A 22,131-nucleotide genomic window follows, 5' to 3' on the forward strand; every position below is an offset into this window, starting at 1 on the left:
GCAATTAACAAATCAATAACAACCAATTAAAAGGGATGTAATTATATTCGTTTATTCTCTCATCTTAAATCTGGAATCTATAAAATGATTTTAAGGAAAGATCAAATCAATACCAATTTAGGAAATGCACTGCCGCAAACTCCTGAAAAATTAAAGCAAATCAGGGATTTGATTCGCGATTATGCTGCTGAAACGGAAATTGTTCCGCCCTTACAGGAAGAGGAGGTGATTTTCCATTCGGGAGAGTTGATCAAGCTGCATCCGGAATTGTTTCTTTATCAGAAACTTTTGGCTGTAATGATTAACAATTTTGCATGGCAGAATATCGTGGCTGGTATTCCTTTTAATCGAAGAATATTGTTACTGCCTAAATGCTTTAGTCATGCCGATTGTCCGGCGGAATTCGACGAATTGGGCCTGCTTTGCGAACAATGTGGCAGGTGCGATTTGGCTGATATCATTTCAAAGGCTGATGACCTGGGTTACCATACCATTGTAAGCGAAGGAACAACTTCGGCCAGTGTTTTGCTCTCCTCTGGTCAGGTAGAGTGTGTAATTGGCGTTGGTTGTTTGCATTCTTTCGAAAGATCTTTTCCGCTGGCAGTAAAAGAGGCTGTGCCATCCATAGCAATTCCTTTGTACAATAACGACTGTAAAGATTCCAAGGTAGATGAGATTTGGTTGAACGAAATTCTTGCGGTAAGAAATCAGAGCAATTGGAATGGCTGGATTGATTTGGATCTGTTAAAGAAATCGGTAAAATCTTGGTTTAGCAAAAAGAATCTGGAGGAGTTTTTCTCCTATCGCGACGAAACGGTTGATATTGCCATTGACTGGATCGAAAAAGATGGAAAACGCTGGAGACCATTGATTATGACTGCTGTTTATGATGCTCTTACCGGTAAATCGGGCGAGTATGACGAGACCATACAGAAATTGGCAGTTTCCATAGAATGCTTTCATAAGGCTTCGCTGGTGCACGACGATATTGTTGATGAGGATGATGAAAGATATGGTAAACCAACCTTACACAAGGAATACAATATGCCGGTGGCTTTAAATGTTGGTGATTTGATGGTAGGTTATGGATACCAGATGATTGCGGAATCGGGAGCCAAGCACATACGAAATTTAATGAAGGTAGCTTCTAAGGCGCATCGCGATTTGGCCCTGGGGCAAGGTGAGGAGTTGTTGTGGCGATCGAATGGCAAATTTCTAAGCAAAGAAGAAATCATCCGAATTTTTAGCAATAAAACTTCACCTGCTTTCGAAGTAGCTTTGCAATTTGGTGCCATACAGGCAAATGCCAATGGAAGTGTACAGAATGTGATTGCAGAATACAGCAGGGCTTTGGGAATAGCCTATCAAATTAATGATGACCTGGATGATTTTAAGCAAAAGGAAATTGCCAGTGGCTTTAATACCGTTCAACCATCGCTGGTATCAAGTATATTGAATGAAAAATATCCTCAGAAAATGCAGGAATGGTCGAAAAGAAACCAGGAAGGCGATGCTTCGGTACATTCGGAAATATTGCATTGGGAGGAGACAAATCTGGCCATGAAAGAGGCTGAAGAAATGCTAAGCGAATACAAGCACCAGGCAATGCGAAGCCTTAGTAAACTGTCAAGTTCAAATTTAAAGATCTTGTTAACGCGCCTGTTGAATCGCATCGTTCCCGAAAACTAAAATCATTGATTAATATCGACAAATTAGAACACCTTGAATAAAAAACGAAGCTGCAATACATCCATTTTTCAAGCGCTCTTAAAAAGCAAAGATATCCTTAGCCTCGAGGCTCAAAATCACATCAGCTCATTTATTTCTTCGCAGAAATATGAAGGTGGAGGTTTTAAAGACCGTGCAGCGAAACCTGATCTTTACTATTCGGTTTTTGGCTACACGTTAAGCCTGATTTTCGGGGTAAAGCTAAATGTCAGGCAAGAAGAAAGCTATCTGAATTCAATTGACAAATCGAAATTGGATTTTATTCATACAGTCTGTTTGATACGTGCTAAATTTCTATTGAATTTGATCGATTTGCAGCAAAAATCAGGTTTCAACCTTAAGGCAGAATTAACAGAGGGTTTTATAGGGAATTTATTGATTAAAAGAATTTCAAAGAGCATTAAAAAGGAATATCATGGCTTGTTTCAGGTGTTGGATTTATATCAATCTGAAGATCAAGGATACAATCACAATCGACGCCACGAAAAGCAATCGACTGTCTATGCCAACTTTTTAATCTGGACACTTTTCGACGATTTAGGATATGATGAAAAAAGATTAGAGGAAATCTGTCGCGCCAATCAGAAATTGAACTTGCCCAATGGCTCATTTGCCAACGAATTAAACAGTAGCGACGGTGTAACATCTGCCACTGCTGCAGCTTTGATTATGGATGCAGAACAAGAACAGTCGAAACTGTATTTGAAAGATATGTATACCCGGAGAGGTGGGTTTAAAGCAAGCGCCAATGTTCCAATTACCGACTTGCTTTCCACGGCCACGGCTTTGCTGGCTTTAAAATTGTCTGGAGAAAAAATGGAATCCTTTGCCGAAAATTCCTTAAATTTCATCAACCTTCACTGGGATGAGTCTGGAGGCTTCTTTGGAAGCATAGCAGATATGACCTGTGATGTGGAATATACCTACTATGCTCTTTTGGGTATCGGTGTTTTATCGTAGAACGTGAAATTTATATATGGATCAGATTTACAGTCGAATACAGTCTCTTAAGCAAAAGCTGGACAATCAGATTATCTCCGTAAGGAATGAAAATGGGTATTGGGATGGACAACTTTCCAGCAGCGCCCTTTCGACAGCTGTTGCAGTTTTTGCCCTTTGGAAATATGACAAGAAGAAATACGACTACCAGATCAATAAAGGATTATATTGGCTGGCAGAGAATGTAAATTTGGATGGCGCCTGGGGAGATACAATCCGCAGCAAAAGTAATTTGAGTACAACTTTGCTCACCTGGGCATGTTTTTCCATTGCAAAAGATCGGGCTGAATTCGCCGAAACCATTCAAAATGCTGAGGATTGGCTTAAGGATAGATTGAAAAAACTAGACCCGGAATCGATCAGCTCTGCTGTCTTGAATCACTATCAGAGCGACCAAACCTTTTCTGTTCCCATATTATCGATGTGTGCTTTGGCTGGTCGATTGGGCGACAAAGGCTGGAAACTTGTACCACAACTTCCTTTCCAAATGGCTGTTTTTCCCGACCAGCTTTTTAAATTTCTCAAGCTTTCGGTGGTGAGTTATGCCATTCCGGCTTTAATAGCCATTGGTTTGGTAAAATCGCGCAATAGCAGGCAGAATAAACTGGTGAGAAAGCTAAACAAATGGGTAAAACCTAAGGTTTTGAAAATATTGGCCGAAAAGCAACCTGATAATGGTGGTTTTTTAGAAGCAACACCCTTAACCGGATTTGTTCTGATGAGTTTGATAGGAGCAGGAGAAAGAAAATCGGAAGTTTGTAAGAAAGCTGCTGATTTCTTAGAGCAATCCATTCGGGAAGATGGATCATGGCCAATTGATACGCATTTGGCAACCTGGGTAAGCTCCCTGGCTGTGAATGCTCTCGATAATGATAGAATTTCGGAACTGTCAGATAGAGAGATGCTTGTATCTCACTATTTGAATCAACAGTTAAAAAATATACACCCATTTACCAAGGCGAAACCTGGTGGTTGGGCATGGACTCACTTGCAAGGAGGTGTTCCCGATGCCGATGATACCTCTGGTGCATTAATCGCTTTGCACAAGCTCAGTAAATTTGAAAATGTACCTCTCGATTCCATCGCGCAAGGAATACAATGGTTAATGGATCTACAGAATTACGATGGAGGTTTGCCAACCTTCTGTCGAGGCTGGGGAAAATTGCCTTTCGATTGTTCTTGTCCTGATATTACTGCCCATACATTAAAAGCTTTTGCATTGTGGAAAGATCAGATGGATAGCCTGCTTCAAAATAAAATGGAAAAAAGCATTCGTTCAGCCTGGAAATATTTGAGAAAATCGCAACAGGAGGATGGTTCGTGGTTGCCATTATGGTTTGGAAACGAGGATGATATGCAGCATCAGAATCCGGTGTATGGAACTTCAATTGTACTTTATTCTTTAAGTGATTTACATGCAGTGGGTTTACACGATTTTGATGAAGTGAAAAATAAAGCTTTAGCCTTTCTCCAGACCTCTCAGAATGAGGATGGTGGATGGGGAGGAAGTGCCAATATTATCTCTAGTATAGAAGAAAGTTCGCTGGCAATTAGAGCTTTAGCGTCTCACCAAATCGAGACCCATATCGAAAGTGGAATAAAATGGCTGGAATTGCATCTTCCGAAAGATTTGAATGATATTAATGCAACACCAATTGGTTTGTACTTTGCTTCGCTTTGGTATTTTGAAGACATGTATCCATTGGTTTTTGCTTCTTCTGCAATGAATGAAGTGGAGAAGTTAATTAAGAATTACGAATTATCAATTACGAACGAAGCATAGATTGTTGAGCAGGAGCTAAGCAATTAGGGCACAAAAAAGGCGCGAATATCGCGCCATATTATTCATTATTCATTATCAACAACTACGCCAATCATTTCCCAAAATACCTTTTCATCCATTACATTTACATGATATTCCATGGCTTTGCGGTTCTTGCGTCCTTTCCCGGAGAATTGTTCTGCATGAGCTGTAATCAGGTAATCTACATTTTTCGAGACCACTCGCTTTACGATTAAACCACGTTCCTTCACCAATTGCTGTGCCAAATCACGATCGATTCGTTGGCCATTAATCTTACAATTCAAGTGACCAGAGAAACATACACTTTTACCTGCCAGCGATTTCAATTGTTTCTGAACACCTGGCGTGGTAATTGGAATTTTGGTACGCTCGTATTTGATCAATAAATCCAGCTCTTTTGGTAGAATGCAAAGCAAATCGGAAACCAAATGAAGATCATCCATTTCGGCATTGGTCAGAATTTCATCTAAAAGGTAAATGCGAATCAGCTTGCGCAGATATTCCTCATGAATTTCCATAACCTGCTCTTTTGAAAGCTTGTAATCGGTAGCCAAATCAACCAGTGAAATAATCTCTTTTTCTTCCAAAATACGATCTGCAAGTGCACGATCCAAAACATTCAGATACTGACGAACCGGAACAGAATCTCCCGCACTGGAAGTTAACCTGTTTAGTAAATCGTACAGTTTGGTTTTTTGTATGTTGGCAATGTTTTTTGCCTCTTTGCGCTTCATAAAAACGTTGCGCTCTTTCGGACAATCTTCAATTTCAACGATTTGCAGAAAATTCTCCACAAACTTTTCCAGTTCAAATTCCTGGGCATACAAATTCTTTAAAATGGAAAACAGTTTAGCTGTTGCCATTGAATCAGACTTTGCGCTATGTCGTACCGAAAAATCGATATCGTAATAGGTGCAAAGCTGCTCCAACCTACGCAAACCCGATTGTGGTGCTACCAAATTGAAAAGTTTCAATGTACAAATGCCTTCCAGTTTTGGCATGCTTCCGTTGAGTATTGGTTCCAGAAATCGAACTGCAAAATCAAGATCGTGAGCCACTAGAGTTTTGCCATTCAAACGTGAGAGGACATCGGGTACAATTTCAGAAGCAAGTGGTGCATTTTTTACCATATCATCGGTAATGCCATGAATTTGAAATCCCTCTACATCTTTTCCAGGATGTACCAGTGTTTCATAGCTGTCCAAAAGTTCTCCATTCCAGTTTACAGTTTGAATGGATAGTTCCACCAGGTGATCGCCATGTTGAGGTGAGATACCAGTAGTTTCTAACGAAATAATTGCAAATTGATGATTATACAGTTCCAGTATTGGATCGTTTGTCATAGTTAGTTTTACTTAGGGTAATCAGATTAGAACAAATATAAAACTATTGAATGAAAAATGAATTGATATCCTGCCTAAAGTACTTGCCAAACTTAAAAAATAATGTAGATTTGAAATTCAAATTTCGAAGACAATATTAAAACATACACAATGAGTAATTCAAAACAACAAGCACAAGAATTAATCGATTTTATTCATGGTAGTCCGAGTACTTACCATGCTGTAAATAATATCAGAAAAGAGCTGAATGAGGCTGGATTCCAGGAACTGGACCTTCGCGAAGAATGGGCAGTTGAAAAAGGAGGAAAATACTTTACAAGCAAAAATGGATCTGCGATTTTTGCTTTCCAGATCGGAACAGGTGAGATTGAAGAAGAAGGATTCCAAATGATTTGTGCTCACTCTGATGCACCGGGCTTTAAAATCAAGCCAAATCCTGAAATTGAAGTAGAAGGAAACTATATCAAATTAAATACAGAAGTGTACGGTGGTCCGATTTTGAATACCTGGATGGATCGACCACTTTCTATTGCTGGTCGTGTATCGGTAAAATCGAATGACCCTTTACACCCTGAGCACTTGTATGTGAAGATCGATCGTCCATTAATGGTGATTCCTAACCTTGCAATTCACTTGAACCGTGCAGTAAACGACGGAGTTGAACTGAACAAGCAGAAAGATATGCTTCCATTGCTTTCGATGATTACCGAAGAAATGGAAAAAGACAATTGCCTGGTTAAGCTCATTGCAAATGAATTGAAAATTGACGCAGAATCAATTATCGATTTTGATGTGAATTTATTCGAAGTAGAGAAAGGTGCCATTTTCGGATTGAACGATGAGTTTATCTCTTCGCCAAGATTAGATGATTTAGCGATGGCACATGCAGGTTTACAAGCCTTATTGTCGGCAGGTAATTCTAAGAAAACTCAGATGTTGGCCATTTTCGACAACGAAGAAGTGGGAAGTGTGACCAAGCAGGGAGCAGGTTCTCCGGTATTGCGCCACATTCTTCAGCGCATTGTATTCAAATTGGGTAAGGATATGGAAGCTTTACATCGCGCCATCTACAATTCGTTCATGATTTCGGCTGATATGGCTCACGCTGTTCATCCAAATATCGGAGAAAAGCACGATCCAACAAACCGTCCGTTCATTAACAAAGGTCCGGTAATTAAGATCCATGCCAACCAAAAGTACACTACCGATGGCGATTCAGGAACCGTATTCGAAACCTTGTGTAAAAATGCAGATGTTCCTTACCAGAAATTTGTAAATCGTTCCGACTTAGTTGGAGGTAGCACGCTAGGTAATGTTTCAACTGGTCAGGTTGATATCCGTACAGTTGATATTGGAAATCCTATGTTCGGAATGCACTCGGTTCGCGAAACTGGTGGAGTTGAGGATAATGCTTACGTTCGCAAAGTATTTTCTTACTTCTTCGGATTGTAAGAGTCGATTCAATAATATTTTAAAAAGGCAGCACTATGTGTTGCCTTTTTGTTTTCAATTTATGATATATCCTCCAGCCGGATGGGCTTTTACTTTTTTCTTGGATAAAAAAGTAAACAAAAAATCATCGACAAAGTCCTCAACCACCCACTAAAGTTCGAATTCTAAACAAAAAGAACTCGCTTCACTCAAACAACTTTTTGTTCTTAACGAATCCTTCACTAAGTGGGTCCCGGTCTCCGGACTTAATGTTGAGGGAGCTGCAATTTTTTAATTGCAAAGATTAATATTTGCAGCTCCCTTGGCATGAAGCTCGACGATGGGCCCCATAGGTGAAGAAGCTGTTAAGAACAGAATTTCATGAGTGAGGAACGAACGAATATTATTCTGTTTAAGCTTTGAGCCGTTATGGGTAGCGAAGAGCTTTAGCCTAGAGTTTTTGGTTCTTTTGTGTCAATGACAAAAGAACAGCCTGTCTGGCTTAAAGACTACTAAAAATTTTATCACATAGAATAAATAATTTTTACAAATCTCTATAATATTTTGCTTACCATTATTCATATCTGATTCATTAGGAGATCATCTTATTTACTTTCCAAAAGCTTATTGGTATGCTTCAACAAACAGATTAAATCCACACATTTACCAAACTCAAATTTCATGGCAGCAATCACACTATGTATGCCAATTAAGTTTCGGCTTAGCGACTTATTCTGCTCATTTACAATAGTATTTACCAGTTCTTTTGCCATTTTGTACCCATTCTGTTCATAAGCTGCCAAAACATTAATGGTAATTTCCTCTTCAGTCATTTCTCTTTTTAGCGGTGTATGCTTCAACTTTCGAATCATGGCTTCGGCCAATGTCCAGGTCGACCAGGGATTTTGGCCTGTAAGTATATTTCCATCCTCAATTACATTGTCGAGATACTGATATCCCTTCTGGAACTGAGCTCCATTCTCGCTCAGTTTATCCTGTAAAAGAAAAGGGAATATTTCTTTGGCATCTGAGATTAAAAAAAGTTCTTCCTCGTTCGTGAATGAGCATACTTTCTTTTGATCCAATAGGAATGAGCCATCTTCCATACGCACGTCAATTAGTGCGGCCGGACCATGACAAACGGCTCCAATTAGCTTATTCGATTCCTGATATTTCCTAAGAATTTGCTTGATTTTTTGGTTTTTCGGAAAGTCGAACATGGCGCCTTTTCCACCTGCAAAATAAATGGCATCATATAAATCTTCGTTCACATCATCGATGGGGGTGCTGTGCTGTACCTTTTTTTGTGCGTCCTGGTCGTTTAGAAAAGCATAATCGTACACGCCCATATCATCTTCGTCGATTACAATAGGCGGTGTTCCTCCTTTCGGGCTGGCAATATCAACCTCGAAACCGTTGGTCTCAAAAACATAGTATGCACGCGAGACTTCGGTAAGTTCATAACCTGTTTCCTTACCAGATTTTCCCATGCTATTGCAGCTGGTTACCACAACTAATATTTTGCCATTTTTGCTTTGGCTTTTATTTGCCAGGTAGGGAATATCCTTGCTTTGGGTTCTACTTAATATTTCCTGATCTGGTCCGGCAGGAATCATACCAATAAACCAATATCCGAAAGCAATTAAGGAGATCATAAAAAAGCTGATGACGATTAATGACCATTTTAAAATTGGATACTTTTTGAATCTAAACATTGTAATTCTATTTTGATTTGAAAACTTCTCAAATCAAGTAAAATCCAATGCAATATTTTTAGGAAATGATCATTTCGGAAAAGAAAATGGTCAATCTGCAAGGCTTTTCCGATAGGCAAAAGGTGTACTTTTTGTGAAGTTTTTAAAGGCAGTATTAAAGCTCGAAACACTGTTAAAACCAGCTTCATATGAGATAGAAGCGATGGTAAAATTTTTGTAATTCTGATCTTTGAATAGCCGTATTGCCTCTTCGATACGAAATTGGTTAATAAAGCTATTGAAATTGGTTTTGTTCTTCTGGTTAATGATCATTGACAGACTCTGGGGTGTAACATTTAATTGCTGGCTTAAAGATTTTAGGGTCAAATCTCCATTTTTAAACAATTTTTCATCCACTACTAATTTTTTTACATTGCTCCACACTTCATCCGACAGTTCGTTCGAAATACTGGTTGTTTTGTATTTCACCTTTTTTAGGTAACCTTTCTGAACTACGATCAAACTAATTGCATAAGCGAGAATTGTATATAAAATAGGCCCAATAATGTAAGGAATAATACTATCGAATAAATTCAGAACATATACCATCCATACGGCTAAAAGCGAATAGAATAAGAGTTGTAACAAGGCATATGAATTATCATCTAAATTGTTCTTGCGTTCTTTTCGAATATATAGGAAACAGACAATTAGGTAAGTCAAAAAATGAAGGTAATAGGATAGAAATGCAAGGCCCAAAATCACCTTCGAAATGGAAAAAATGGATTGAGTATTCACCCAAATGCTAAAGGCAATGCCTCCCAGAGTTGGAATAAAATGCAGATAATGAATGGGTTTTAACTTGAATTTGGCTTGACTTAAGGATTTGGCATAGAAATAGAAAAGAGGACCAATTAACATGATCGCCGCAAGGCCAATAAAGATGAACCACAATTCAAGTGTTTCGGCAAAATTTAGAAATACCGATTTTCCAACCCGAAACGAAAGTACCAGCAGCAGCAAAGCAAGAAATTTGTTGGAGGTGTTTTTGTATTTTTCGTGAATCTGAAGAAAAGATGCCAAAAAAATACCATGAAGAACACCCAAACCACTAATTAGAATTAAAAATATGCTACTTGCCGACATAACTTAAAAATAGAACTTGTTATCAGATCAAAGAATGAAGTTAGAGAATATTTACATATCTACAAACTTGTGTGTAAGGATTTAGGAAGAATATTGGAGTTGAATCAACTTTTTATACTGACCACTGGAAATGGTCATCAACTGATCGTGAGTTCCTTGTTCAACAATTTTACCATTCTCTAAAACTACAATTTCATCGGCTTTTCGAATGGTTGATAAGCGGTGTGCAATTACAATTGAGGTTCGGCCAATCATCAGTTTTTCCAATGCTTCCTGCACGAGTTTTTCCGATTCTGAATCGAGTGAAGAAGTTGCTTCATCAAGAATTAGAATTTTAGGATCGTTTAAAATTGCCCTGGCAATGGCAATTCTTTGTCGCTGACCACCCGAAAGTTGTGTTCCGCGCTCTCCAACAATGGTATCGAATTTTTCCGGGAAACGGTCGATAAATTCTAAGGCATTTGCTTTTTGAGCAGCCTCGTAAATATCTTCCTGGCTTGCATCTGGTTTTCCGTAAGCGATATTTTCCCTAATACTTCCACCAAACAGGAAAATGTCCTGAGGTACCAAAGATATCTGGCTTCGCAAGGCCGAAAGGGAATAATCATGACTATCGAGTTCACCGAAAAACAGACTGTTCTTTGGTGGACGATGCAAGAGTAGGAGCAAGGAGGCCAAGGTGCTTTTACCAGCACCACTATGTCCGACCAAAGCAACTAACTGGTTGCTTTTAATTTCCAGGTTGATATCATTTAAAACCTTCTGCTCCAGTCGGGATGGATAAGCAAAGCTCAAGTTCCTCAAATGGATTTCACCATTCATTCTATATTTTGGATCTAATTTCTGCAGTTCCTCAATTTCTTCGGGAACTTCATCGTAGATTTTGAACAGATCTTCGGTAGCACCAATGAACTTTTGGATATTGGTATACACATTGGCCAATCCGCTAATGGTTCCTCCAACAAAAACCGAGTAAATCACAAATGAAAACAGGTCTCCGGCAGCCATTTCGCCTGCTTGTAACAATCGTGAACCTTGCCACACCATTGCAGCAATAGCGCCAAATAATCCCAATATGATAAAAGAGGAAAATGCCCCACGATATTTACCGCGTGTCATGCCCAAATCGGCAATTTCCAAAGTCTTCTTTTTGTAACGCGAAATCTCCAGAAACTCATTGGTAAATGCCTTTACACTCTGTATGCCTTGTAGGGTTTCTTCTATAATGGTATTCGAATCGGCAACCTTGGTTTGCACTTCTTTAGAGAATTTTCGGATAAAACGACCAAAAAATCTTGCAGCTATCATGGTTGGAGGTAGGGTAATCAGCATAAAGGCAGTTAGTTTAATCGAGATTACTGCCAATAAGATAATTCCTCCTGTAATTACGATAATCTGGCGAATGAAATCAGCCAATGTACTGGTCATTGTTTCCTGCAACTGAATAACATCTGCAGAAATTCGACTGTTAAGTTCGCCCACTCTTCTTTTTTCGAAAAACTGTAATGGCAACTTGATTAAATGTCTGTAACTGGCCTGGCGCAAGGCAGCCAGAGATTTTTCAGTAACATTTACGAAGAGTATGATGCGAAAATAGGCGAAGGTAGCCTGCACAATCAATACAATTGCTATTAATATCACCGTTTGATTTAGACTTTGTCCGAGTGTAGTGGAATTGCCGGTATTCACAAGGTCGCCAAGCAGTTTTGGGAAAGCCAGGCTGGCCAAACTTGAGCCCAACAGGAAAAACATGCCTAAAAAATATTGCCCACGGTATGGTTTAATGTATTTATACAAACGCAAAGCGCTACTTATGCCGCTTCGGTTAATCTTTCCTTTCGGAACGTTAGAGGTATCGCTGCCATGTGATCTAGCCATTCTTATTTTCTCGCTATTTGGTTTAATTCTTAATAATACACAAAATAGATGAGATAATGTTTAATTTTTATGCTTTACTTATTCAAACAACAGCTTGTTATTATGATGCAATTAAATAAGCTTTAAAAATGCTATGATAGCATACAAGAAAAGCCATCCCTTTCGAGATGGCCTTTGTGTATTTTGCCAATGGCTTATCGCCAAAAGCAATTATCTTATTTCAATTCTTTTAAAGCTTCTTTAGCAGCTTCCAATAATGGTTCAGCCGATAAATCATTACCAGTTGCTTCTACCATCCATTGGTTTGGCGTTAATCTACCTTGCTTAAAGATACGGTCTACTTCGGTAGGGAAGGTCTTTCCTTTTAAATGTTGCTCCAATTGGAATTCAATTACATTACCAAAAGCATAGTTCGATAAATACAACGGACTGTTCAACATGTGAGAATAAACCGCTAAAATTGGCTGGTCTTTCATACCATAAACAGGAGCGTAGAATTCATTCCAAACTGCTTTTGCAATATCCATGGTAGCATCGCGAAGTTCAGCGGCGCTTGCTTCAGGATTTGCATACAACCATCTCCACATGCGGATGTCAACCAATGAAACACCCATAATCTCGTATGCACTCCAGAAAAGATCCAATTTCTTCAATGCATCTTTTTGTGGCGAATCATCATTTACATCCAATAGCATCATATCACGCTTTTGGAAAATAAATGCCAAAGCTTCGGTAAATGCCGTGTTCGGAACGCCGTTCATTACGAAATTGTCAACATCGTAAAGAGAAATGGTTTGCTCCACATTGTGACCAAATTCATGGATTGCAATGTTATAACCCTTGTAATCCATTCCTTTTGCACCAACTCTGGTACGCAAGTGAGCTTTTTGGCCTTTAGCTGCTCCACCCCAGGCATGACCTGATCCTCTTGCAGGATCAACCGCAATTCGATCTGCCAGCCACTGAGCTCTTTCCTTATCGTATCCTAATTTTACCAATAGGTTTGCCAAATCAGCTTCTAATGCCGCAGCATCAGGATATAAGCCTCTTGTTTGTGCATCCAGTTTCGATTCATCCATGCCACTACGAGCCTTGAATCCATCGTACCAAATATCGAATGGCTGTAACTTACGACCCAATCTCTTCTGAATCAGTTTACCTACTTTTTTGGTTTCTTCAGAACTTAGGAATGCAGAGAAAATCTTTTCGGTTGCTTCCGCTGATATCTCTTTGGCTCCATCATACTGTCTCTTAATAAAGGTATTCTGATCTGGATAGTAAGGATCAATTGCCTTATTCGCACGGAAATTATTCAGAATTTGCTGATATCTTTCGTTTGGTTCCGGAGTAGCATCTACAGCTTTACCAGCCTTGTAAACCACATTTGTGTATGGATCCCACTCAAAATCACCACTGTTGATTACCTTTTCAGGGATTTCCTGTGAAATGATTCTCTTCATCACCTGGTAAATCATTTTTTGCTTGTCTAAACCAACCTTTTTGTTGGCATAGTTCGCTTTAATTTCATCGCGCAAGTTCCAGTGAGAAAGCAATACTTTGTCTTCTGGAAAGTAGCGATTCCCTTTTTTATCCGTAAGGTGACCTACATAAATGTTATAGTCTGCGATGTATACATCAGAACCGGCCGCAGCAGTACCGGCAGCTTGCAGCAATTCCGAAGGAACTCTGGCAGTAAAATAATCTCCCAAACGTGCGTATGCCCACTCCTGGCGAGTCCAGTCTTTAGCATTTGCTTCCTTTTCAGCCAGGCTAAACGAAGGGAAATTCAGTGCAATTGTAAAAGCAATCTTGTTGTTGTAAAAGTCGTTCATCCAGTGAGAACCTACACTATACGCTCCAAAAGCATTGTCGATTGGGTGCTGCTCGAAGGTATTCAAATGAACAGGTTCCAATAAGTCTAAAGTGATTTTGTTAAAGTGCCCGGTAATAATTTCAAGATTTCTCGAAATTTTATGGAACACCATCTCTTTTTCAGCCTTATCGGAGATATAGCTTTTCTTACAGAAGTTTGTAAAGTCTGCTTCTGTTCCATCGCTCAATCGCCAAAGGCTAGCAGCATGTTTTACACCTTTTTCAAGCAAGCTTTTATCCAAACAGTTTGCACTTAGCTCGTTAATGGTTGCTTTAATTGTTTCGGCAGTAATGTTGGATGTTTCTGCCTTCTTTTCTGCAATAACTTGATTAGTAGTTGATACTAAAGTTAAAAACGCAGCACAAAGAATAAAAATTTTCTTCATCTGATTAGGTTTGTTATCTAATTATTGAATATACAGGGCTAATATAGGCAATTGTACACCTGCAAACAATGAGCAATCTCATTTTAAAAGATGCTTAGAAGCAAAATAAAACACCGAATAAAATTGTCTATTCGTTTCACAGATTGGAATACATGTGTTATTTTTGCGAAAAAATTTTATACATAAATTATGGGAAGAGCATTCGAATTTAGAAAAGCGCGTAAAATGAAGCGTTGGGATAAGATGGCCAAAGCCTTTACCCGAATCGGTAAAGATATTGTTATTGCAGTAAAAGAAGGTGGCCCTGATCCGTCAACAAATGCTCGTTTGCGTGCAGTTATTCAAAATGCTAAGGCAGCCAACATGCCTAAAGATAACGTTGAGCGTGCCATTAAAAAAGCTTCTTCTAAGGAGCAAAAAGATTTCAAAGAACTTGTTTACGAAGGATACGCGCCTCATGGAATTGCGATTCTTGTAGAAACAGCAACCGATAATCATACCAGAACAGTAGCCGACGTTCGTTCATATTTTAACAAATGCAAAGGTAGTTTAGGAACTGCTGGTAGTGTTGAATTCATGTTTGAGCGCAAGTGTCATTTCAAAATCGAAAATAAAGAATACGATATTGAAGAATTAGAATTCGAATTAATCGATCTTGGGGTGGAAGAAGTATTTGCAGAAGAAGATGGTGTAATGCTTTACGGTGAATTTACCGATTTTGGTAAAATTCAGTCTTACCTGGAAGAAAATGACATGACAGTGATCTCTTCAGGTTTCGAAAGAATTCCAATGGACACAAAAGAATTATCAGAAGAACAAGTTGCCGATGTTGAAAAATTATTGGAAAAACTTGAGGACAACGACGACGTACAAAACGTTTACCATAATATGGCGTAACAACACAAAGAATTTCATTCTTATTATACTTAACCCGGTTCAAACTTGAATCGGGTTTTTTATTGTCCTTTTTTGATAGCGGAATTGCAGATCTTTTTCAACTTTTTTCTCGATTCTAAAAGCCTGTAAATCTAGGGGGTGTAAGCCAATTGTTTGATCGTATGATAAATTACCTTTTGAGTGTTAAGAGTTTTTGTTATATTTAGATATATAGATGAAAAAAAGTCTTACTCACACCTATGATGTACAATTATCTAAAATTTGAAAAAAGAGATGAAATTGGAATTTTGTCTCTAGATCGTCCTAAAGCCTTAAATGCCTTAAATGAAGAGGTTTTTAAGGAGTTAACTTGCTTTTTGGAAAGCAATGATGTTGAAAATATTCGTGTATTAATTATTACCGGCGAAGGAAAAGCCTTTATCGCTGGAGCTGATATCAAGGCAATGCAGGAATACTCTCCACAAAATGCCTACGATTTTTCTGAAACAGGCAAACGAGTATTCGATTTAATCGCGAATTTGGAAATTCCGGTTATCGCAGCCATTAACGGATTTGCCCTTGGGGGAGGGTTAGAACTGGCTTTAGCATGTGATATTAGAGTAGCAAGTGAAAAAGCCCGTTTGGGATTGCCAGAAGTAAACCTTGGTTTGATTCCTGGTTTTAACGGAACACAACGCTTGCCGCGATTGGTAGGAGCTGGAAATGCCATGTATTTAATGATGCTCGGAGAAGGAATAACCGCACAGGAAGCTTATAACCTGGGAGTGGTTCAAAAGTTATCTGAACCAGAATTGGTACTGGAAGATTCGATTAAACTGGCTGGGAAAATTGCTGGGAAAAGTCCAAATGCTTTGCGTTTAGTAAAAGAAATGGTTCGTGAAGGATTAGAAATGGGCAGCAAAGATGCCGGAAAAATGGAATCGAAAGAATTTGGTCGATTATTTAAGGAAGATCAAAAAGAACGCGAAGAAGGTGTTAACGCCTTTTTGGAAAAGCGTCAGCCTAATTGGTAACATTCAATTTTAGCGGGGAAACTTATCGCATAAACTTGCGATTTGTAGGTTGTGATGATGGGTTTAAACAGTTAGCTCAATTGGGTGAATTATACCTTAAAATGATTAAGAAATTTAAATATAAAACAATAAACAAATGGATTTAGTCCCTAAAATGAAAAACGTAAGTGTATTGGGTGCTGCTGGAAAAATGGGAAGCGGTATTCTGGTATTACTTTCATTCGAAATGGCCAAACTTAAAATAGGCCAAAAATCAAAAGAAGATTTTGTATTGAACGCAATTGATGTATCACAGCCTGCATTAGTGAATTTGCTGGGCTATGTTAGATCCCAGTTGGAAAAACATGCCGAGAAAAACATCGTTGAATTAAGACAATGGTACGCAGATAATGAAAACCTGGTGGATAATGAAGAGGTAATTCAACAGTTTGTGACAGATGTAATGGCGATGATTCAAACATCAACAAGAATTGAAACTACATTTGAATCGAATCTAATTTTTGAGGCAATTAAAGAAGACAAAGCTCTTAAAGTGAAATTGTTCTCACTAATCAAACAAAATAATCCTGATGCATGGTTCCTGACCAATACTTCTTCAATTCCAATTGGTGAAATTGAAAAGGAAGCTGGTTTGAACGGCGATATCGTTGGATACCATTTCTACAACCCACCGGTAATTCAAAAGTTACTTGAAATTATTAAGTGCGAAAATACGGGCGACGAATTAAACGATTTCTCGATTGCCCTGGCTAAGTCGATGAGGAAAATTATTGTTCCATCGAAAGATGTAGCAGGATTTATTGGCAACGGGCACTTTATGCGTGATGCCTTGTATGCTTTAAACCAGGCTGAAAAGCTTGCCGAAACAGAAGGATGGGCAAAAGCTTTCTTCATGATCGATACAATTAGTAGAGACCTGTTGGTGCGCCCAATGGGAATTTTCCAGTTGATCGACTATGTAGGCGTTGATGTAACCAAATTTATTTTGGAAAGTATGCAGCCTTCTTTCCCACAAGAAACACTTTCGCATGGTGTACTAAATCAGATGTTCGATAAGGATGTAAAAGGTGGACAGTATGCTGATGGATCGCAGAAAGATGGAGTGTTCAAATATCAGAAAGGAAGAATTACACATGTATATGATTTTGGCGCAGGAAAATATGTTTCTAAAGAAGATATCGAAATGGATTGTGCAGCCAAATTAGGAGAACTGCCTACGCTTAAGATTTATTGGAAAACTGTAGTGCGCGATAAAAATAAGGCTGACTACTTGCAAAAGTTCTTTAAGGAATTGCATGCAATTGACAGTGTTGGGGCGAACCTTGCTGTTGCTTACGGACAAAATTCGAAAGCAATTGGTCAAATGCTTGTTGATACAGAAGTTGCAGCATCAGCAAATGATGTGAATACTGTATTGGAAACAGGATTTTTCCATGCTTATGGTCCGATTAACGATTATTTTTAAAAGAGAGAACTTCTCGCTTGTTGAAAAATGCTCATGCATTTGATTCATACAATCGAAAGTGATATCACTTAAACAACTAAACATTTAACAAATGGATTCGGGATCTGAGGATTTTAAAGCGTTCTCTGTCTCAAATCTGATATCTAAAAAGATATGAAAGCTTTACGCAAAAAAGTATATATGGTAGCCGGTTACAATACAATTTCAATGGGAACCGGAAGAAAAGAGTTTCATCCAAAAAAGCCACGTCCAGATTTGGAACATTATATCAAGGAAGCTGGGCAGGAAACTTTAAAAATGATTGGTGGTGCTCAAAATGTAGATGAAGGAGTAATTGGAAACTTTATGGCATCTCGTTTTAACAAGCAGGCAAACCTGCCGGCATTTTTACCAATGATTGATGAAGGATTGAAACACAAACCTGCCATAAGTGTTGAAGGTGCTTGTGCATCGGGAGGTTTGGCTTTGGCAAGTGGAATTAAATCTGTTCTTGCCGAAACAGCTGATGTTGTATTGGTTGTTGGCTTCGAGGTACAGAATACCATGAAAGCTATGTACGGTGCCGATGTTTTAGCAGGAGCTGGATGGATGAAGACCAGGAAAGATGGTCATGCCTACTTTTTCCCTGGAGTATTCAGTAATCGTGCTGGTGCATACTACGAAAAATTTGGTAGAGAAAAGACTCGTGAGGCCATGGCAAAATGGTATTGCAATGCTATTGAAAATGCTCGTTTATGCGAAACAGCTCAGGAGTTTCACAATAAAAATAAGGATTTGGAAAGCATGGCCAATATGCCTGTAAATCCAAAGAAATTTGTCGATCACCTGAATTATTCAGACTGTTCAAAAGTATCTGATGGAGCATCAGCAATTGCTATTGTTTCTGAAGAAGGGCTAAAGAAAGTTGGTATCGATCCGAAAGATGCTGTTGAAGTGTTGGGAATTGGACAAGCTGCGGCTGATATTACCCAGGAACCGGAAAATATGACCAGTTTGACCACCATGAAGGCAGCTGCTGCTAAAGCTTTGGAAATGGCAGGAGTTGCTGTTGATCAGATTGGTACGGTTGAAGTTCACGACTGTTTCTCAATTGCAGGAATCATGGGTGCTGAAGCCATTGGTTTTGCCGAAGAGGGAAAAGGAGTTGACTTTGTACTGGAAGGTCATACATCACGCGAAGGTAAAGTTCCTTTTAATACCACTGGCGGACTTATTGGTTGGGGACATCCAACAGGAGCAACCGGAGTTCACCAGGCAGTTACCGTTTGGGAACAGTTAACAGGTAATGCTGGTGAAGCACAAATTGAAATGAAAGAAGACAGACCTTATGGTATGTCTGTAAATATGGGGGGAGATGATAAATCTCTTGTGGTTATTGTATACAAGAGAGGTGAGTAGGAATTAATTTGAATAAAATGAAGTAGAATATAATGTAAATAGGCTAATGGTTGAATGCTAAAAGCTGTTAGCCTATTTTAACACACCTAAAAACAAACACTATGAATTTTGAATTCACCGAAGAACAATTGATGATTCGAGATGCAGCTCGTGATTTTGCTCAACGAGAGTTATTACCTGGAGTAATTGAGCGAGATGAGAAAGCGATATATCCAACCGAACAGGTTAAAAAGCTTGGGGAACTTGGTTTCCTTGGAATGCTTGTAGGACTTGACTATGATGGTGGTGGAATGGATACCATTTCGTATGTATTGGCCATGGAAGAAATTTCTAAAATCGATTCATCGGTTTCTGTAATTATGTCGGTGAATAATTCATTGGTTTGTTGGGGGGTAGAGAAGTTTGGTAACGAAGAACAAAAGCAAAAATACCTAAAGCCTATGGCTCGAGGAGAGAAAATTGGTGCTTTCCTTTTGTCGGAGCCAGAAGCCGGATCGGATGCAACTTCTCAAAGAACAACTGCCGTTGATATGGGGGATCATTACCTGCTGAATGGAACAAAAAACTGGATTACAAGTGGGAAATCGGCATCTACTTATATTGTAATTGCACAAACCAAGCCGGAGCTGAAGCACAGGGGAATTAACGCACTGATTGTTGAAGCCGATTCGGAAGGAATATCGGTAGGACCGCATGAAAATAAAATGGGGATGAGAGCTTCTGATACGCATTCAGTCATGTTCAACAATGTAAAAGTGCCCAAAGAGAATTTATTGGGAGAAGAAGGATTTGGTTTCAAATTCGCCATGAAATCCCTCGAAGGAGGAAGAATCGGAATTGCATCCCAGGCATTGGGAATTGCATCGGGAGCCTACGAACTGGCGCTCAAATATGCCCAGGAAAGAAAAGCTTTCGGAAAAGAAATTATCAACCACCAGGCCATTGCATTTAAGCTAGCCGATATGGCAACAGAAATTGAAGCTGCTCGCTTCTTCTGCCTGAAAGCTGCGTGGTTGAAAGATCAGGGTAAACCTTATGGACATGCCAGTGCCATGGCAAAATTATATGCTGCAGAAACTGCAATGAAGGTAACGACAGAGGCCGTTCAAATTCATGGCGGATATGGTTATGTGAAAGAGTACCATGTTGAAAGGTTAATGCGTGATGCCAAATTAACGCAGATCTATGAAGGAACTTCAGAAATTCAAAAAATTGTGATTTCGAGAGGTTTGGTGGATTAAAAATTTGAAAAAATAAAAGAGAAAGGAATCTTCTATTTCTCTTATATCATATACAAAAAAACATCGCTTATGAAAATATTAGTATGTATAAGTAACGTTCCAGATACAACCACGAAAGTTAAATTTAAAGAAGGAGACAGCTTATTTGATGATTCTGGTGTACAGTGGATCATCAATCCTTGGGATGAACTTGCCTTGACTCGTGCATTGGAGTTAAAAGAAGATGCCGGAAATTCTGTGAATGAGATCTGCGTGATCCACGTTGGTGGGGCCGGCGCCGATGCTACTTTAAGAAAAGCCCTTGCCATTGGTGCAGATAAAGCAGTAAGAATTGATGCTTGTCCTGCAGATGCCTATCATGTGGCAGGGCAAATTGCAGAATTTCTAAAAGAGAATCCTTTTGATATTGTCTTTAGTGGAATTGAATCGAGTGATTATAATGGCTCTTCAGTAGGTGCTATGATTGCTGAATTTATGGATTATCCTGGAATTTCGTCGGTTACTGCGGTGAATTTAGATGATGATGATATCCAGTTGAGCAGAGCAATTCCAGGTGGAAAACAGGTTTTGAAAACCGAAACTCCTTTTGTTGCTGTAGTTCAGAAAGGTATCGCCAACGAACCACGCATTCCTTCGATGAGGGGAATTATGATGGCACGTAAAAAACCTTTAGAGGTAAAAGCAGCTGCCGAAATGGATGTGCTAACCAAATCCGTAAAGTTCGAATTACCGGCAGAAAAAGGAGCATGCAAGATGATTGAATCTGAATCGGCTGAGCAGCTGGTAGATTTGCTGAAGAATGAAGCCAAGGTTTTGTAAACGAAATCTGGATGAATCCGATTATTAACAAATTAAAAATGAGCCTATGTCTGTAATTGCATTTGCCAAAAATTGGAATGGGAAATTTAAGAATTCCACCTACGAATTGGTATCATATACAAAAGAATTAGCCAATAAATTAAATACAAATTTGATTGTACTTTCCATCGGGGAAGTTTCAAATGATGAACTAAATACTTTGGGGAAATTTGGAGCGGATAAAGTTGTTTCTGTAAACAATCCTCAGTTGAATATACTTACAAGCCGAGCTTATGCCAAGGTAATTGCTCAGCTAGCTGAAAAAGAAGCTGCCAGTGTTGTTGTTATGAGCGATAACAATAGTGGTAAGGCCATTGCACCAAGAGTTTCGGTGAAACTAAAGGCAGGAATGGTTGCAGCTGTTCAGGAATTACCGGTTTCACTCGACCCATTTGTAGTGAAAAAGAGAGTTTTCTCAGGAAAGGCATTTGGACATGTACAAATCGATTCTGAAAAGAAGGTTGTAACCATTGCAAAGAACTGTTTTGGTTTAATCGAAAACCAGGTTGAGGTAAACATTGAAGAATTTGCTCCTGAAGTAGATGCCAGTCTGTTTAAAATCCAGGTAATTGAAGAAGAAGAGCAGAAGGATAAAGTGATTCTTTCCGATGCTGATGTAGTTGTATCGGCAGGTAGAGGAATGCGTAGTCCTGAAAACTGGGCACCTGTGGAAGAGCTGGCCGAAGTATTGGGTGCTGCAACAGCCTGTTCTCGTCCGGTTTCGGATGAAGGCTGGCGTGGACATGAAGAACACGTTGGGCAAACCGGGAAGGTAATTGCTCCAAACTTGTACATCGCAGCCGGTATTTCGGGTGCCATTCAGCATGTGGCTGGTATTAGTCGTAGTAAATGCATTGTTGCAATCAACACCGATCCTGAGGCGCCAATTTTTAGTGTGGCCGATTATGGAATTGTGGGAGATGTAATGGAGGTATTGCCTAAGCTGACCAAAGCATTTCGAAACTCTAAATCCTGATT

At 39.1% G+C, this 22,131-nt stretch carries 16 protein-coding genes; 11 read left to right on the forward strand and 5 right to left on the reverse strand.

What is annotated here, in order from left to right:
* The first annotated feature begins 84 nt into the window (after positions 1-84).
* The 3 genes from ELS83_RS14270 to ELS83_RS14280 are packed head-to-tail and all read left to right on the forward strand — an operon-like array spanning position 85 to position 4,510.
* Positions 85-1,689, forward strand: coding sequence for a polyprenyl synthetase family protein (locus ELS83_RS14270; RefSeq protein WP_171596235.1), 1,605 nt, complete (start codon positions 85-87; stop codon positions 1,687-1,689).
* Positions 1,690-1,722: 33 nt separating this feature from the next.
* Positions 1,723-2,688: a prenyltransferase/squalene oxidase repeat-containing protein gene (locus ELS83_RS14275; protein ID WP_171596236.1), complete on the forward strand. Its 966-nt coding sequence runs from the start codon at positions 1,723-1,725 to the stop codon at positions 2,686-2,688.
* A 16-nt stretch (positions 2,689-2,704) separates the two neighbouring features.
* Positions 2,705-4,510 carry a prenyltransferase/squalene oxidase repeat-containing protein gene (locus ELS83_RS14280; protein WP_171596237.1) on the forward strand — a complete coding sequence of 602 codons (1,806 nt, stop codon included), beginning with the start codon at positions 2,705-2,707 and terminating at the stop codon, positions 4,508-4,510.
* Positions 4,511-4,575: 65 nt separating this feature from the next.
* Here ELS83_RS14280 and ELS83_RS14285 read toward each other — a convergent pair whose 3' ends face one another.
* Positions 4,576-5,874 (reverse strand): exonuclease domain-containing protein, encoded by a 1,299-nt coding sequence (locus tag ELS83_RS14285; RefSeq protein WP_171596238.1) that lies wholly within the window; start codon positions 5,872-5,874, stop codon positions 4,576-4,578.
* Positions 5,875-6,024: 150 nt separating this feature from the next.
* Between ELS83_RS14285 and ELS83_RS14290 the strand changes: the two genes are divergently transcribed.
* A complete protein-coding gene (locus ELS83_RS14290) occupies positions 6,025-7,326 on the forward strand; it encodes a M18 family aminopeptidase (protein WP_171596239.1) in 1,302 nt (433 codons plus the stop codon).
* A 584-nt stretch (positions 7,327-7,910) separates the two neighbouring features.
* On the opposite strand, the gene ELS83_RS14295 is transcribed toward ELS83_RS14290, so the two are convergent.
* The 4 genes from ELS83_RS14295 to ELS83_RS14310 form a co-directional block, all read right to left on the reverse strand.
* Positions 7,911-9,020: a type 1 glutamine amidotransferase domain-containing protein gene (locus ELS83_RS14295; protein WP_171596240.1), complete on the reverse strand. Its 1,110-nt coding sequence runs from the start codon at positions 9,018-9,020 to the stop codon at positions 7,911-7,913.
* 90 nt (positions 9,021-9,110) lie between these two features.
* Positions 9,111-10,145, reverse strand: coding sequence for a helix-turn-helix domain-containing protein (locus ELS83_RS14300; protein ID WP_171596241.1), 1,035 nt, complete (start codon positions 10,143-10,145; stop codon positions 9,111-9,113).
* Between the two features lie 81 nt (positions 10,146-10,226).
* On the reverse strand, positions 10,227-12,023 hold the full coding sequence (locus ELS83_RS14305) for an ABC transporter ATP-binding protein (protein WP_171596242.1): 1,797 nt from the start codon (positions 12,021-12,023) through the stop codon (positions 10,227-10,229).
* A gap of 215 nt (positions 12,024-12,238) precedes the next feature.
* Positions 12,239-14,281: a hypothetical protein gene (locus ELS83_RS14310; RefSeq protein ID WP_216616567.1), complete on the reverse strand. Its 2,043-nt coding sequence runs from the start codon at positions 14,279-14,281 to the stop codon at positions 12,239-12,241.
* A gap of 189 nt (positions 14,282-14,470) precedes the next feature.
* Between ELS83_RS14310 and ELS83_RS14315 the strand changes: the two genes are divergently transcribed.
* From ELS83_RS14315 to ELS83_RS14345, 7 genes are all read left to right on the forward strand, one after another.
* A complete protein-coding gene (locus ELS83_RS14315) occupies positions 14,471-15,178 on the forward strand; it encodes a YebC/PmpR family DNA-binding transcriptional regulator (protein ID WP_171596243.1) in 708 nt (235 codons plus the stop codon).
* Between the two features lie 239 nt (positions 15,179-15,417).
* Positions 15,418-16,191: an enoyl-CoA hydratase/isomerase family protein gene (locus ELS83_RS14320; RefSeq protein WP_171596244.1), complete on the forward strand. Its 774-nt coding sequence runs from the start codon at positions 15,418-15,420 to the stop codon at positions 16,189-16,191.
* A 136-nt stretch (positions 16,192-16,327) separates the two neighbouring features.
* The gene (locus ELS83_RS14325; protein WP_171596245.1) at positions 16,328-17,656 is read left to right on the forward strand and encodes a 3-hydroxyacyl-CoA dehydrogenase family protein; all 1,329 of its coding nucleotides are present in this window, start codon (positions 16,328-16,330) and stop codon (positions 17,654-17,656) included.
* 153 nt (positions 17,657-17,809) lie between these two features.
* Positions 17,810-19,054: a thiolase C-terminal domain-containing protein gene (locus tag ELS83_RS14330; protein WP_171596246.1), complete on the forward strand. Its 1,245-nt coding sequence runs from the start codon at positions 17,810-17,812 to the stop codon at positions 19,052-19,054.
* 101 nt (positions 19,055-19,155) lie between these two features.
* Complete coding sequence (locus ELS83_RS14335) at positions 19,156-20,295, forward strand: acyl-CoA dehydrogenase (RefSeq protein WP_171596247.1); 1,140 nt, start codon at positions 19,156-19,158, stop codon at positions 20,293-20,295.
* A gap of 69 nt (positions 20,296-20,364) precedes the next feature.
* Positions 20,365-21,114, forward strand: coding sequence for an electron transfer flavoprotein subunit beta/FixA family protein (locus tag ELS83_RS14340; RefSeq protein ID WP_171596248.1), 750 nt, complete (start codon positions 20,365-20,367; stop codon positions 21,112-21,114).
* Positions 21,115-21,160: 46 nt separating this feature from the next.
* Positions 21,161-22,129 (forward strand): electron transfer flavoprotein subunit alpha/FixB family protein, encoded by a 969-nt coding sequence (locus ELS83_RS14345; protein ID WP_171596249.1) that lies wholly within the window; start codon positions 21,161-21,163, stop codon positions 22,127-22,129.
* Positions 22,130-22,131 lie beyond the last annotated feature (2 nt).

The sequence above is a fragment of the Marinifilum caeruleilacunae genome, assembly GCF_013141825.1.
In the GTDB taxonomy this organism is placed as follows: domain Bacteria; phylum Bacteroidota; class Bacteroidia; order Bacteroidales; family Marinifilaceae; genus Marinifilum; species Marinifilum caeruleilacunae.

What these genes read in the sequence shown, in the direction of transcription:
- ELS83_RS14345 (WP_171596249.1), top strand. Translation starts at nt 21,161, where the DNA reads ATGTCTGTAATTGCATTTGCCAAAAATTGGAATGGGAAATTTAAGAAT.
- ELS83_RS14305 (WP_171596242.1), bottom strand. Translation starts at nt 12,023, where the DNA reads ATGGCTAGATCACATGGCAGCGATACCTCTAACGTTCCGAAAGGAAAG.
- ELS83_RS14295 (WP_171596240.1), bottom strand. Translation starts at nt 9,020, where the DNA reads ATGTTTAGATTCAAAAAGTATCCAATTTTAAAATGGTCATTAATCGTC.
- ELS83_RS14335 (WP_171596247.1), top strand. Translation starts at nt 19,156, where the DNA reads ATGAATTTTGAATTCACCGAAGAACAATTGATGATTCGAGATGCAGCT.
- ELS83_RS14310 (WP_216616567.1), bottom strand. Translation starts at nt 14,281, where the DNA reads ATGAAGAAAATTTTTATTCTTTGTGCTGCGTTTTTAACTTTAGTATCA.
- ELS83_RS14340 (WP_171596248.1), top strand. Translation starts at nt 20,365, where the DNA reads ATGAAAATATTAGTATGTATAAGTAACGTTCCAGATACAACCACGAAA.
- ELS83_RS14300 (WP_171596241.1), bottom strand. Translation starts at nt 10,145, where the DNA reads ATGTCGGCAAGTAGCATATTTTTAATTCTAATTAGTGGTTTGGGTGTT.
- ELS83_RS14280 (WP_171596237.1), top strand. Translation starts at nt 2,705, where the DNA reads ATGGATCAGATTTACAGTCGAATACAGTCTCTTAAGCAAAAGCTGGAC.
- ELS83_RS14320 (WP_171596244.1), top strand. Translation starts at nt 15,418, where the DNA reads ATGATGTACAATTATCTAAAATTTGAAAAAAGAGATGAAATTGGAATT.
- ELS83_RS14285 (WP_171596238.1), bottom strand. Translation starts at nt 5,874, where the DNA reads ATGACAAACGATCCAATACTGGAACTGTATAATCATCAATTTGCAATT.
- ELS83_RS14330 (WP_171596246.1), top strand. Translation starts at nt 17,810, where the DNA reads ATGAAAGCTTTACGCAAAAAAGTATATATGGTAGCCGGTTACAATACA.
- ELS83_RS14290 (WP_171596239.1), top strand. Translation starts at nt 6,025, where the DNA reads ATGAGTAATTCAAAACAACAAGCACAAGAATTAATCGATTTTATTCAT.
- ELS83_RS14325 (WP_171596245.1), top strand. Translation starts at nt 16,328, where the DNA reads ATGGATTTAGTCCCTAAAATGAAAAACGTAAGTGTATTGGGTGCTGCT.
- ELS83_RS14270 (WP_171596235.1), top strand. Translation starts at nt 85, where the DNA reads ATGATTTTAAGGAAAGATCAAATCAATACCAATTTAGGAAATGCACTG.
- ELS83_RS14315 (WP_171596243.1), top strand. Translation starts at nt 14,471, where the DNA reads ATGGGAAGAGCATTCGAATTTAGAAAAGCGCGTAAAATGAAGCGTTGG.